Origin of the sequence: Acidovorax sp. (genome assembly GCF_046291265.1) — a bacterium.
GTDB lineage: Bacteria > Pseudomonadota > Gammaproteobacteria > Burkholderiales > Burkholderiaceae_C > Acidovorax.
On sequence record NZ_JBKBTV010000013.1, the window covers coordinates 23,302 to 35,798 of the forward strand.

The 12,497-nt window shown below is 62.0% G+C and carries 12 protein-coding genes; 10 read left to right on the forward strand and 2 right to left on the reverse strand.

The genetic code is table 11. The features are described 5' to 3' along the window. Positions 1 to 108: 108 nt before the first annotated feature. From ACK41V_RS07230 to ACK41V_RS07260, 7 genes are all read left to right on the forward strand, one after another. The gene (locus tag ACK41V_RS07230) at positions 109 to 1,815 is read left to right on the forward strand and encodes a DUF692 family multinuclear iron-containing protein (protein ID WP_409779892.1); all 1,707 of its coding nucleotides are present in this window, start codon (positions 109 to 111) and stop codon (positions 1,813 to 1,815) included. Then, positions 1,812 to 2,933: a tRNA 2-thiouridine(34) synthase MnmA gene (mnmA, locus tag ACK41V_RS07235; protein ID WP_409779895.1), complete on the forward strand. Its 1,122-nt coding sequence runs from the start codon at positions 1,812 to 1,814 to the stop codon at positions 2,931 to 2,933. Before ACK41V_RS07230 ends, mnmA begins: the two co-directional genes overlap by 4 nt. 241 nt (positions 2,934 to 3,174) lie before the next feature. Further along, positions 3,175 to 4,149 carry a helix-turn-helix domain-containing protein gene (locus ACK41V_RS07240; protein ID WP_409779898.1) on the forward strand — a complete coding sequence of 325 codons (975 nt, stop codon included), beginning with the start codon at positions 3,175 to 3,177 and terminating at the stop codon, positions 4,147 to 4,149. Between the two features lie 62 nt (positions 4,150 to 4,211). Beyond that, a complete protein-coding gene (locus tag ACK41V_RS07245; protein ID WP_409779900.1) occupies positions 4,212 to 5,411 on the forward strand; it encodes a threonine ammonia-lyase in 1,200 nt (399 codons plus the stop codon). Positions 5,412 to 5,489: 78 nt separating this feature from the next. Further along, positions 5,490 to 5,636, forward strand: coding sequence for a hypothetical protein (locus ACK41V_RS07250; RefSeq protein WP_409779903.1), 147 nt, complete (start codon positions 5,490 to 5,492; stop codon positions 5,634 to 5,636). Between the two features lie 73 nt (positions 5,637 to 5,709). Then, positions 5,710 to 6,420 carry a 7-cyano-7-deazaguanine synthase QueC gene (gene queC, locus ACK41V_RS07255; protein ID WP_409779905.1) on the forward strand — a complete coding sequence of 237 codons (711 nt, stop codon included), beginning with the start codon at positions 5,710 to 5,712 and terminating at the stop codon, positions 6,418 to 6,420. 296 nt (positions 6,421 to 6,716) lie between these two features. Then, a complete protein-coding gene (locus ACK41V_RS07260; protein WP_409779908.1) occupies positions 6,717 to 8,588 on the forward strand; it encodes a phosphoenolpyruvate carboxykinase (GTP) in 1,872 nt (623 codons plus the stop codon). A 198-nt stretch (positions 8,589 to 8,786) separates the two neighbouring features. Here the strand turns inward: ACK41V_RS07260 and ACK41V_RS07265 are convergent, their stop codons facing one another. Both ACK41V_RS07265 and ACK41V_RS07270 read right to left on the reverse strand, forming a co-directional pair. Further along, positions 8,787 to 9,227, reverse strand: a complete 441-nt coding sequence (locus ACK41V_RS07265; protein ID WP_409779911.1) for a hypothetical protein — start codon at positions 9,225 to 9,227, stop codon at positions 8,787 to 8,789. 226 nt (positions 9,228 to 9,453) lie between these two features. After that, positions 9,454 to 9,894 carry a hypothetical protein gene (locus tag ACK41V_RS07270; protein ID WP_409779913.1) on the reverse strand — a complete coding sequence of 147 codons (441 nt, stop codon included), beginning with the start codon at positions 9,892 to 9,894 and terminating at the stop codon, positions 9,454 to 9,456. 126 nt (positions 9,895 to 10,020) lie between these two features. Here ACK41V_RS07270 and ACK41V_RS07275 point away from each other — a divergent pair, with 126 nt between their 5' ends. From ACK41V_RS07275 to ACK41V_RS07285, 3 genes are all read left to right on the forward strand, one after another. After that, positions 10,021 to 10,974, forward strand: coding sequence for a LysR family transcriptional regulator (locus ACK41V_RS07275; RefSeq protein WP_409779916.1), 954 nt, complete (start codon positions 10,021 to 10,023; stop codon positions 10,972 to 10,974). 81 nt (positions 10,975 to 11,055) lie between these two features. Continuing rightward, positions 11,056 to 11,901 (forward strand): metallophosphoesterase, encoded by an 846-nt coding sequence (locus ACK41V_RS07280; RefSeq protein WP_409779919.1) that lies wholly within the window; start codon positions 11,056 to 11,058, stop codon positions 11,899 to 11,901. 113 nt (positions 11,902 to 12,014) lie between these two features. Then, on the forward strand, positions 12,015 to 12,437 hold the full coding sequence (locus ACK41V_RS07285) for a universal stress protein (protein WP_409779922.1): 423 nt from the start codon (positions 12,015 to 12,017) through the stop codon (positions 12,435 to 12,437). The last annotated feature ends 60 nt before the right edge of the window (positions 12,438 to 12,497 follow it).

The window sequence follows — 12,497 nt, forward strand, 5'->3', positions numbered from 1 at the left end:
GCCACCGGTGGCCTGGCAAAGCCAGTTCCACGGTGGCACTGGCTTCGCATGCGCCAGTTTCATAGGTTGAGCCCTGCGCACAGCCCAGCGCAAATCTAAGCTTTCGCCATGGCACATGACCCCATCGCCACGCGCGGCACAGGCTTTGGCCTGGGGCTGCGCACGCAGCACTACGCCGACTTCCTGGCCAGCAAGCAGCCGCTGGACTGGCTGGAAATCATCACCGACAACTACCTCATCGACGGTGGCAAACCGCTGGCCATGCTTGACACCATCCGGCGCGACTACCCCGTGGCCATGCATGGCGTCGCCATGTCGATTGGTGCGTCGCAGGGCGTGGATGTGCCGTATTTGCAGCGCGTGAAGGCTCTGGCGGACCGCATTGAACCGCTGTGGGTGTCCGACCACCTGTGCTGGACGGGCCCTGGCCCCGAGCAGTTGCACGACCTGTACCCGCTGCCCTACACCGACGAGTCCGCACGGCACGTCATCGCGCAAATCCGTCGCGCACAGGACGTGCTGGGCCGCAGGTTGGTGCTGGAGAACGTGTCCAGCTACATCCGCTACCGGCATGACAGCGCCAGTGAATGGCAGTTTCTGGCCCACATCGCCCAAGAGGCCGACTGCCTCCTGCTCGTGGATGTGAACAACATCTACGTCAGCAGCGTGAACCACGGGTTTGACCCGCTGACCTACCTGCATGCCCTGCCCGCGCACCGCGTGCAGCAGATTCATCTGGCCGGGCACTCCGACAACGGCGATTACATCATCGACACGCACGACCACCCGGTGGCGCAGCCGGTGTGGGATTTGTATGCGCAGGCCTGCCAGCGTTTTGGCGCCGTGGCCGCGATGATCGAGCGCGACGACCACATACCGCCGCTGGCCGAGCTGCTCGATGAAATGGCCATCGCCCGGCGCATTGCCGCCGAGCATGTGGCCCCACCCGAGCCAGTCGCGGTCACCTCCATCACCCTGGCACCCACGGCAGACCCGACCGGGTTGGCTTCGGTGCAGCGCCACTTTGCCGATTGCGTGCTGGCCGATGCGCTGCCCCCCGAACGGCCCGATGAACTCGTCACCGGGCGCCTGCCCATCTACCGCCACGCCTACCGCGCGCGGCTGGCCGAAGTGCTGGCCGACACCTACGCCAAGACCAATCTCTACATGGGATCGGACACCTTCGAGGCCCATGCGCGCGCCTTTGCCGTGGCCCATCCGCCGCGCACGCGCAGCCTGAACCGCTATGGCCAAGGTCTGGTGGGCACGCTGCGCGCGGCGTACCCTGACAACCCCGAGCTGTACGAACTGGCCCAGCTGGACTGGGACCTGCGCACCCGGTTTGAAGGTGCAGATGTGCCGGTGCTGGATAGGGATGGCGCACAGGCGTCTGGCGACTGGACCGCCCGCGCCGATGTGCTGCATCCCAGCGCCTTGCTGCGCACGGTGACCACCAACGTGGTGAGCCTGTGGAACGCCATCCACACGGACGACGAGGTGCCCGAGGCTGTGGCGCTGCCCGCACCCGCCACGCTGCTGGTCTGGCGCAAGGGCTTTCAGCCGCACTTTCAGACGCTGGATGGCGCGCAGGCCGCATGGGTGCGATGCCTGCAGGCGGGCGAGTCGGTGCAGAGCGCCTGCGCTGCGCTGCTGGAAGTGGGGCTCTGGGACGGAGGCGCTACCGCACTGAGCCAGTGGCTGGCCCAGCTACTGAACGATGGCCTGGTGCGTGCGGATGTGCACCCCAGCAGGCAGCAGGGTCGCCCGCGCCCGGTACGTAGCGCTGCCCACCCAACGCCGATAATCGGAGGATGAGCAGCAAGCAAAGAGTCGTCGTGGGGTTGAGCGGCGGGGTCGATTCGGCCGTCACCGCCCACCTTCTGAAACAACAGGGCCACGAAGTGGTCGGCATCTTCATGAAAAATTGGGAAGATGACGACGACAGCGAATACTGCTCGTCCAACATCGACTTCGTGGACGCCGCTGCGGTGGCGGACGTGATCGGCATCGAGATCGAGCACGTCAACTTTGCCGCCGACTACAAGGACCGGGTGTTCGCCGAGTTTCTGCGCGAGTACCAGGCGGGGCGCACGCCCAACCCCGATGTGTTGTGCAACGCAGAGATCAAGTTCAAAGCCTTCCTGGACCACGCCATGCGCTTGGGCGCCGAGAAGATCGCCACGGGTCACTACGCGCGCGTGCGTCAGAACACGGGTACCGGTTTGTTCGAATTGCTCAAAGGGCTGGACCCGTCCAAGGACCAAAGCTACTTTCTGCATCGCCTGAACCAGGCACAGCTGTCCAAAACGCTGTTCCCTGTGGGCGAGCTGCACAAGACTGAGGTGCGCCGCATTGCCGAAGAAATCAAACTGCCCAACGCCAAGAAGAAAGATTCCACCGGCATCTGCTTCATCGGCGAGCGGCCGTTTCGTGAATTTTTGAACCGCTACATCAGCCACGCGCCCGGCCCCATTCAGGACGACCGGGGCCGCACTCTGGCCCAGCATGTGGGGCTGAGCTTCTACACCCTGGGCCAGCGCCAGGGCCTGGGCATTGGCGGGGTCAAAGAAAAAGGCGCCCAGCGCGGCGGTGGCGAACACGAGCCGTGGTTTGTGGCCCGCAAAGACATTGCCAAAAACACTTTGCGCGTGGTGCAGGGGCATGACCACCCCTGGCTGCTGTCGCACCGCCTGGTGGCACAGGACGTGAGCTGGTGTGCTGGCCATGCGCCCGCGCCGGGCGCCTATGCCGCCAAGACCCGCTATCGCCAGCAGGATGCCACCTGCTCGCTGGAGGCTGCACCCGATGGCTTTGCGCTGCAGTTCCCCGAGGCCCAGTGGGCCGTGACGCCCGGGCAGAGCGCGGTGCTGTATGACGGTGAGGTGTGCCTGGGAGGTGGCGTGATTGCCACGGTGGACGGCCTCGCACCGTAGTACCCACAGTGCGGAACGTGGCAACAAGTGGTGCTATTGATAGGTGCGCTTGTGGGCGTGATCCATTTGTTATTTGCAAGCCTTCAAGCCTTCTGGCGACGCTGACCTTTCCACTTGGGTACTGGGGACCACGACTGACTAACCTTCTGCACTGAGCCCTCCGCGCGAGATCCAAAGTGCTTCCACAGGCTGCCCTCAGCTCTCATAATATACGTTTATCATACGTATAAAAAGGGTCGGCATGACCATCAAGCTTAAGCAATACCGGGTCAAAGCGGGTCTGACGCAGGCCGAATTGGCCAAGGCCGTTGGGGTTTCACAACCCAACTATCAACGCTGGGAAAGTGGCGCAGCCCCAGTCCCGGAAGACAAGCTCAAGAAACTGGCCAAGGCCCTGCAAGTCAGCGAGAATATATTGCAAGGCACCCATCCGCCGATCACGGCTGGCTTCTATGACGACTCGGTTGGTGAAGACCTGAATTACTACGGTGAAGTCGCCATCCATTTCCATGGCGGCGGCAAGCCTTTGTTGCTATCGATTTCCGATGGAGCGTTTTCGCGCATGCATCGAGATCTCCAAATGGCCCGTCCATTCGTCACCATCGAGAGCTTGGCAAACCAGACGGTCATCATTCGTGCGCAAGCCGTGGCTGACTTGTATTTTTCGAGCGAGGCCTGCGACGACTATGGCCCGGAACATGGTGGCTATGAAAACTACGTGCAGCTGCAAATGCCCGACGCCCGTGACTGGGAGATTGTGGAGGCCATCGCTTGCGACAGCGAGGGCTTGGAAGATTTCAGTCCAGAAGATGTCCAGCGCGTAAGCGATCAGATCATGATCACGGACGCGCAATACGACGAGCTTGTGGCCCAGGGAAAGATCGCGCCGGAAAACCTGGAAACAGAAAAAGCGAAGAACCAAGAAGTCACTGATCAGATATGCGCCCTGGCAACGCAGGCCACCTACCAACTCTCAAACGGCAAATGCCGCAGCGTGTACATTGATTCGCCCGAGGAACTGTTCAACACCTTCGAACCCTTGTTGGAAGATACCGAAAACGCACTGGGCATAGACCTCATGCAGCTTCCCATCGAGCGGTGGCATCGCATCGCCTTTATCAACAAGCAGGCGGTGGACTTCGTCATGCTGCCAACCCACCGCCTCCATCAAGGACGCATAGAAATGGAAGCGAAACTCCTGGAGGAGCTGGCGTGAAGAGCGCTGCGGCCCGGTTTCTTCTATAGCGGCCTGGGTGGCATTGGCGCCACAATCGCGCCATGCTCACCCTCCAAGACATCCGCGACGCCGCCATCCGCCTGCAAGGCCATGTGCTGGACACCCCTTGTGTGGAATCCAAAACGCTCTCGCAGATTGTGGGTGCGCAGGTTTTCCTCAAATTCGAGAATCTGCAGTTCACCGCGTCGTTCAAGGAACGCGGTGCCTGCAACCGGCTCACGCTGCTGTCCGACGAGGAACGCGCGCGCGGGGTGGTGGCCATGAGCGCGGGCAACCATGCGCAGGGCGTGGCCTACCACGCGCAGCGGTTGGGCCTGCGGGCGGTGATCGTGATGCCGCGCTTTACGCCCGGGGTGAAGGTGGAGCGCACGCGCGGTTTTGGTGCTGAGGTGGTGCTGCATGGCGACACTTTGGAAGAGGCACGCTCCCACGCTTATGCACTGGCCGATGCACAGCGGCTGACCTTTGTGCACCCCTACGACGACGAGGGTGTGGCCGCAGGCCAGGGCACGCTGGGGCTGGAGATGCTGCAGGCAGTGCCTGACCTGGACACGCTGATCATTGCGGTGGGCGGGGGCGGGTTGATATCCGGCGTGGCCACGGCGGCCAAGGCCATCAAGCCCGGCATCGAGATTGTGGGGGTGCAAACCTCGCGTTTTCCGGCCATGGTGAATGCGGTGAAGGGCACCCAACACCCGCAAGGCACCTCCACCATCGCCGAGGGCATTGCAGTGGGCACGCCAGGCAAGATCACGCAGGAGATCGTCAAGCGTCTGGTGGACGACCTGGTGTTGGTGGACGAGGGGGACATCGAGCAGGCGGTGCTGATGCTGCTCGAAATCGAAAAGACCCTGGTCGAAGGTGCAGGCGCCGCGGGACTGGCTGCGCTGGTGCGCTACCCAGACCGCTTTAAAGGCAAGCGCGTGGGCCTGGTGCTGTGCGGCGGCAACATCGACCCGCTGTTGCTGGCGGCCATCATTGAACGCGGCATGGTGCGGTCGGGGCGGTTGGCGCGCATCAAGGTCAGCGCGCGCGATGTGCCCGGCGTGCTGGCGCGCATCACGGCCACCGTGGCCGATGCCGGGGCCAACATTGAGGAGGTGCACCACCAGCGGGCCTTCACCATGCTGGCCGCCCAGAATGTAGAGATAGAACTGGTGCTGCAAACCCGGGGCAGAAGCCATGTGGACGATGTGCTGCAGCAACTGCGCTCTGCGGGCATGGAGGCCGACCTGATCTGAGCCCACGCAGGGGTTTTGGCGCTGCGCCCGCGGTGGCAGCTAGAATTGCGCAAGTTTTAAGCATCTGGAGCCCACCCCATGTCCGACCACAACACCTCGCACACCCCCGAAACACACCCGGCCGACGCCGTGGAAAACGTGGTGCACCTGATGCCCGTGGTCCTGCCTGTGGTTGGCGGCATCATGATGTTTTTGTTGGCTTTTATTGCCGTCTACATGGCCTGATCGCTCTGGTCATCGTCACAACCCCGCAGTGCGGGGTTTTTTTTTGCCTCGCCCCCTTTTTCAGGAGAACTCCATGAGATCCGGACACGCCCTTGTTCTTTTTTCTGGTGGGCAGGACTCCACCACGTGCCTGGCCTGGGCGCTGGAGCATTTCGCCCATGTGGAGACCATCGGTTTTGACTACGGCCAGCGCCACCATGTCGAGCTGCAGGCCCGCCAGACGGTGTTGTCGTCCGTGCGCGCGCAGTTTCCACATTGGGCCGTCAAGCTGGGTGATGACCACATGATCGACCTGGCGGTGCTGGGCCACATCAGCGATACGGCGCTGACCAGCGACACCGAGATCCAGATGACTGCGGCAGGCCTGCCCAACACCTTCGTGCCGGGGCGCAACCTGTTGTTCTTCAATCTGGCGGCGGCCGTGGGTTACCGGCGCGGGCTGCACACGCTGGTGGGCGGCATGTGCGAAACCGACTTTTCAGGCTACCCCGACTGCCGTGACGACACTCTCAAGGCGTTGCAGGTGGCCGTGTCGCTGGGCATGGGGCAGCGTTTTACCTTCGACACACCGCTGATGTGGCTGGACAAGGCGGAGACCTGGGAAATGGCCCGCGCGCTGGGAGGGCAAGCACTCGTCGAGGTCATCGTGAAGGACTCACACACCTGCTACCACGGCGTGCGCGACACCTTGCATGCCTGGGGCTACGGCTGCGGCACCTGCCCCGCCTGCGCCCTGCGCAAGGCAGGCTACGAACGCTGGAAACCGCTTCCAACGGTGGTTTGAGGTTCGATAACCGCCACCTCAGAACGCATAAAGTCATACTTTTTTTGCATGATTTTGACCCCAGTCTGACAGACAAGCGGGCGGCAGATTCATAAAATTGACATTCCAGCCGACCCGCGAATGCGTGGAACCAGCCTCCACCCGTGGGGCTGACACACGCACCCGCCCGCCGACTGAGCACGAAAGCCGTTTTTTCAAAGGCAGCGCTCAGCATCCGCACATGCGCCAGGCCTTGCCGCGATCCGCCGGGTCCGCTTCCTTTGAAAAAACTGATTTTCAACTTAGGAAGCTCCCCGATGAACGCACCCACAATGCAGGGCCTGAATCTCAACGCCCCCTCATACGTCAAAAATGCCCGGCTGCTTGCCTGGGTGGCCGACATGGTGGCTTTGTGCAAGCCCGACAATCTCTATTGGTGCGATGGCTCCAAAGAAGAGTACGACCGGCTTTGCCAGCAGCTGGTTGATGCAGGCACCTTCAAGAAGCTCAACCCTTCCAAGCGCCCTGGCAGCTACCTGGCCTGGTCCGATCCGTCGGACGTTGCCCGCGTGGAAGACCGCACCTACATTTGCTCGGCCGCCAAGGAAGACGCAGGCCCTACCAACAACTGGATGGCGCCTGCAGAGATGCGCGCCACGCTGCAGCCGTTGTTTGACGGCTGCATGAAGGGCCGCACCATGTATGTGGTGCCTTTCAGCATGGGCCCGCTGGGCAGCCACATTGCCCACATTGGCGTGGAACTGACCGACAGCGCCTACGTCGCCGTGAACCAGCGCCTCATGACCCGCATGGGCAAGGCTGTGTACGACGTGCTGGGCGTGGAGGGCGAATTTGTGCCCTGCATGCACACCGTGGGCGCGCCCTTAGCAAAAGGCGAAAAGGACACGACGAGCTGGCCCTGCAACCCCAAGGTCAAGTACATCGTGCACTACCCCGAAACGCGCGAAATCTGGTCGTATGGCTCCGGCTACGGCGGCAACGCGCTGCTGGGCAAGAAGTGCCTGGCGCTGCGCATCGCGTCCACCATGGGCCGCGACCAGGGCTGGCTGGCCGAGCATATGCTCATCCTGGGCGTGACCAACCCGCAAGGCAAGAAATACCATGTGGCAGCTGCCTTCCCCAGTGCCTGCGGCAAGACCAACTTCTCGATGCTGGTGCCTCCCGAGGCTGGTTTTGCAGGCTGGAAGGTCACCACCATTGGCGATGACATCGCCTGGATCAAGCCCAATGCCGACGGCAAGATGGTTGCCATCAACCCCGAGGCGGGCTACTTTGGCGTGGCCCCCGGCACCAACATGCACACCAACCCCAATTGCATGTTGTCGCTGAACAAAGATGTGATCTTCACCAACGTGGCGTTGACCGATGACGGCGATGTCTGGTGGGAAGGCATGGAAAAGGACACTGGCAAGTTGCCCGACCACCTGATCGACTGGCAAGGCAAGGACTGGACTCCCCAGATCGCCAAGGAAACGGGCGCCAAAGCCGCCCACCCCAACTCGCGCTTCACCGTGGCCGCCCTCAATAACCCGGCGCTTGACCCGCAATGGGACGATGCGAACGGCGTGGCGATTGATGCGTTCATCTTTGGTGGCCGCCGTTCCACCACGGTACCGCTTGTCACCGAAGCACGCACCTGGACGGAAGGCGTGTACATGGCTGCAACCATGGGCAGCGAAACCACGGCCGCCGCCTTTGGCGCCCAGGGCGTGGTTCGCCGCGACCCGTTCGCCATGCTGCCGTTCTGCGGCTACAACATGAGCGACTACTTCCAGCACTGGCTGAACATGGAAGACAAGATCGCCGCCACCGGCAAGGCGCTGCCCAAGGTGTTCTGCGTCAACTGGTTCCGCAAAGACGAGGCGGGCAAGTTCGTCTGGCCAGGCTATGGCGACAACATGCGCGTGCTCAAGTGGATGATTGACCGGATCGAAGGCCAGGCCCAGGGCCAGGAAACCATGTTTGGTGTGGCTCCGCAATATGCGGAAATCAACTGGACGGGCCTCGATTTCAACAGCGCGCAGTTCCAGGCCGTGACCAGCATTGACAAGGCCGCGTGGACGGAGGAGTTCAAGCTCCACGACGCCCACTTTGACCAGTTGGCGCACCATTTGCCCAAAGAGTTGCTGGACACCAAGGCGCAGCTGGAAAAGCGTCTGAACGCCTGAGCAACCCTTTGCCGTTAAAAGGATGAAAGCCGCCCTGCGCAATGTAGGGCGGCTTTTTTACGTCCATGGGACTTCGGGTTGATGCGTGTCCAAATCTTGTTAGCCTTGCTTTGCTACAGCTCGACTGCCCAACAAAAAATCCGTGGAATAACCACGGCTTTCTGTCTATCCACTCTGCGCATCCGGCCTATCGGCTTCTTAACGGTAGCCGCGGAGGTCGTTCACCGTGGCAATGCCCATGGCGTGGTTCAGTTCCGCCATGATGCGCGGATCCTTCAGCGCGACTTGCCAAGTGCGCTCGTCCTGCGCTGCGTTGCGGCGGTTTTGCGCCCAGTTCTGAGCGGCCGACAGCAAGGCAACGCCTGCACGACGTGCCGGGGCAGTCAGCAAAGCCAGGCCGGCAAACGCCACCAGCCACAACACCATCCACGCAGCCAGCAGGTGGCCTTCGCTCCACGTATCAATCATTTGGTTGGCAACCACCAACAGCGCGGAAACCACGGCCGCCAGCAAGAGCGAGGCAGCGCCACGGGCTCCGTCAAAGTTGGCGGCGATGCCCTTCAGGGCGGCGGCTGCGTTTTCGGCGCGTACAACGCCGGCATGTTCGGTGGGGTGGTCTACGTGTGCAAAGCTGGTCATGGTGATTCCCTTGTCTAACGCTTGTGGCGAAAATGCCGGGCGATGGGGGATATTAGGGTTAACCCTTGATATCTTCAAATTTATATTTTGAATCTCAGCCATTCACCTTGGTGATGTGTCCTTTGCGAACCGGCCGCTGCACCTTGGAGTCGGAAACAAAAAAGGCCGTGGCATCCATTGCCACAGCCTTTTTTTGACATCTGCCCAGGTGCTCCGGGCCTGTACCTCAGAAGTACTTGCGGATGTCGTCCACGGCTCGGCGGTCCAAAGCGTGCGAGATGTCAGCCATCACACGCTCATCCTTCACCGCCAGTTGCCAGGTCTTTTCGTCCTCCATGGCCAAACGGCGGCTTTCAGCCCAGCGCGCAACGGCAGCACGCAGAGCGACGCCTGCGCTTCGCGCGGGTGCACTGAAGATCGCGATACCAGCGAACGCGATCACCCACAACACCATCCACGCGGCCACAAGGTGCCCTTCGACCCAGGAGTCCACCACTTGGTTGGCCACTACCAGCAATCCGGCCACACCGGCAGCCAACAAGAGCGCCCCTGCGCCCCGCGCGCCATCGAAACGAGCCACAGCGCGCCGAAATGCCGCCACCACGTTTTCAGCGCGCTCTACGCCAGGGTGTTCGGTGGGATAGTCAACGTGTGCAAAGGCGGTCATGAGGGGTTCCCTTTCAAACGCTTGTGGCGAGATTGCCGGGGCGATGTCGCAATATTAGGGTTTACCCCTTATCCATTCAAATTTATATGTTGAATCATCAATATTCACGATGATGATGAATACACCATGAGCCCTTTGAACTTCCGCTCCCTGGACTTGAACCTCCTGCGTGTTTTCGACGAGGTCATGGCAGAGCGCAGCCTGACGCGTGCGGCGCACAAGCTCTCCATTACCCAACCCGCGGTGAGCAACGCGATGCGACGGCTGCGCGAGGTCGTGGGCGACGAACTTGTGGTCCGCAGTGGTCAGGGGGTGGAGCCAACGCCTCGCGCACTGGCGCTTTGGCCCCCTGTTCGCGAGGCGCTCACGCAGCTGCAGGAATCCCTTGCGCCGGGGCGCTTTGAACCGGCCACGGCGGAGTCCACGTTTGTGCTGGCCATGGCGGACGCGACAGCCGCGACCTTGATACCCGCGCTGGTCGAAATCATTGAGCGCGAGGCGCCAGGTATCTCGGTGCGGGTGCTACCACTGACCACGCGCGACCCGCGCCGCCTGCTGGAGGACGAGGCGGCGGACATGGCCGTGGGCTACTTTCCAGCGGCGCTCGCAGATCTCACCGCGCGGGCGCAGTCGGGCGGTGTGGTGGCGTACGAGAGCCGACGGCTTTATGACGGTGAGTATGTCTGCGTCATGCGGCAGGGCCACCCCCTGGCCGCTGCGCCGTTGACTCTGGATGCCTACTGTGAGGCGCGCCACATGCTGGTGAGTTTTTCTGGGCGGCCCTTCGGTTTCATCGATGAGGCGTTGGCATCGCTGGGACGGGAGCGCCGGGTGGTGCTTACCGTCAATCAGTTTTTTACCGCCGGGCGCGTGGTGTGTGGGTCAGACCTGTTGACCGTATTGCCCAAGCATTTTGTGCCAGTCACGGGCATCGAGGACGCTCTGGTGCAACGCACCCTGCCCTTGGATGTGCCCGCCGTGCATGTGGACGCCTTGTGGCGCAGGCGCGGCCCGCAGCAAACCGCGATGAACTGGCTGCTGGGTGCACTGTCTCGCTCGGCGCGCAGAACGTTCCCCTGACGAAACGTGAGTTTTCTCAACGCTGAGAGGTTGCCAAGCGTTCGCAAGCGCCATCGCCACACACCGTAGACTGCGCGGTTCATGAAAATTCAACTGCTGTCTGACCTTCATCTGGAGGCGCATCCTCACTTTGCGCCCGTACCAGCGCCCGAAGCCGATGTCCTGGTGCTGGCCGGTGACATCGGTTCGTACCAGGAGGGGTCACAACTCGGTGACGACGACTTTGGCTTGGCGCGGTTTTCGCCGCTTCCGCAGTACGCGGGGTGGCCCGCTCCCGTGCTGTTTGTTCCCGGCAACCATGAATACGACGCCCAGGACTTTGACACGGCGCACGAGCGCCTGCGCGCTACCTGCGACCGCCTGGGGATTGCATGGCTGGAGCGCGAGACCCTGGAACTGCAGGGGATCCGGTTTGTGGGGACCACCCTCTGGACCGACTTTGATGCGCTGGCAGACCACGAGGGCGCGGCCGATCTGGGTCGACGGCTGAAGCTGCGAGACAAGGCCTTTCGGGCCGCCAACTACTATCTGCGCAAGACCGACGGCACCCGCCATGCAGAGCCCTTTCTGGCGGAACCCATGCGCGAGCAAGGTCTGATCTGCCAGGAGTGGTTGGCCAATGCGCTGGCCAAGCCGTTTGATGGAGACACCGTGGTGGTGACCCATTTCGCACCCAGCCTGCGCAGCGCCGACCCACGCTATGGACTCGTGCCTGGCACGGCGGGCTTTTGCAATGCGCTGGACCACATGCTGCCCCACGCAACACTGTGGCTCCACGGGCACCTGCACGCACCGAGTGACTACACGGTGCAAGGGCACCACGACAACGGCACGCCATGGGCATGCCGTGTGGTGGCCAACCCACTGGGGTACGCCCGAAAAGGCGAGCAGGCCACGTTCCAGCCGCAGTGCTGCATCACCGTATGATGGCCACACGGGAGTTCCCATGCCCCGGCGCGCGCAGGAACAAAACATGACCCAGGTCAAGACAATACAGACCGGCGCAGAGTAGTCTGAGTCATCCTTTTTCGGAGAACACCATGAAGATCCTGCTTGCTGTCGATGGCAGCGCCTACACCAAGAAAATGCTGGCTTATCTGGCAACCCATTCTGAACTTCTGGGTGAAACCCACGATTACACCGTGCTCACAGTGCAAGCGCCCCTCCCCGCGCGTGCCCGTGCAGCGCTGGGCAAAGAGGTGGTGGACAGCTACCACGCTGATGAGGCTGAAAAAATCCTCGCGCCTGTGTGCAAATTTCTGGCTCGCCACGCCGTGCAGGCCAAGCGCAGCGTCAAAGTAGGCACCGTGGGCGAAAACATTGCCAAGGTGGCCGATACCGGCAAATACGACCTGTTGGTCATGGGCTCACACGGACATGGCGCCCTGGCCACGCTGGTCATGGGGTCTGTGACCACCCAGGTGCTCGCGCACAGCAAGGTGCCCGTGCTGATCGTGCGCTAACCAGCCGCCGCCCACCACCCTGCCTTGGCGCAGGGTTTTTTTACGCCCAAATAAAACCAA

Excerpts from the sequence above, each read along its gene's own strand:
- ACK41V_RS07280 (WP_409779919.1), top strand. The coding sequence starts at position 11,056 with ATGAAAATTCAACTGCTGTCTGACCTTCATCTGGAGGCGCATCCTCAC.
- ACK41V_RS07285 (WP_409779922.1), top strand. The coding sequence starts at position 12,015 with ATGAAGATCCTGCTTGCTGTCGATGGCAGCGCCTACACCAAGAAAATG.
- ACK41V_RS07260 (WP_409779908.1), top strand. The coding sequence starts at position 6,717 with ATGAACGCACCCACAATGCAGGGCCTGAATCTCAACGCCCCCTCATAC.
- ACK41V_RS07250 (WP_409779903.1), top strand. The coding sequence starts at position 5,490 with ATGTCCGACCACAACACCTCGCACACCCCCGAAACACACCCGGCCGAC.
- ACK41V_RS07270 (WP_409779913.1), bottom strand. The coding sequence starts at position 9,894 with ATGACCGCCTTTGCACACGTTGACTATCCCACCGAACACCCTGGCGTA.
- ACK41V_RS07275 (WP_409779916.1), top strand. The coding sequence starts at position 10,021 with ATGAGCCCTTTGAACTTCCGCTCCCTGGACTTGAACCTCCTGCGTGTT.
- mnmA (WP_409779895.1), top strand. The coding sequence starts at position 1,812 with ATGAGCAGCAAGCAAAGAGTCGTCGTGGGGTTGAGCGGCGGGGTCGAT.
- queC (WP_409779905.1), top strand. The coding sequence starts at position 5,710 with ATGAGATCCGGACACGCCCTTGTTCTTTTTTCTGGTGGGCAGGACTCC.
- ACK41V_RS07245 (WP_409779900.1), top strand. The coding sequence starts at position 4,212 with ATGCTCACCCTCCAAGACATCCGCGACGCCGCCATCCGCCTGCAAGGC.
- ACK41V_RS07265 (WP_409779911.1), bottom strand. The coding sequence starts at position 9,227 with ATGACCAGCTTTGCACACGTAGACCACCCCACCGAACATGCCGGCGTT.
- ACK41V_RS07230 (WP_409779892.1), top strand. The coding sequence starts at position 109 with ATGGCACATGACCCCATCGCCACGCGCGGCACAGGCTTTGGCCTGGGG.
- ACK41V_RS07240 (WP_409779898.1), top strand. The coding sequence starts at position 3,175 with ATGACCATCAAGCTTAAGCAATACCGGGTCAAAGCGGGTCTGACGCAG.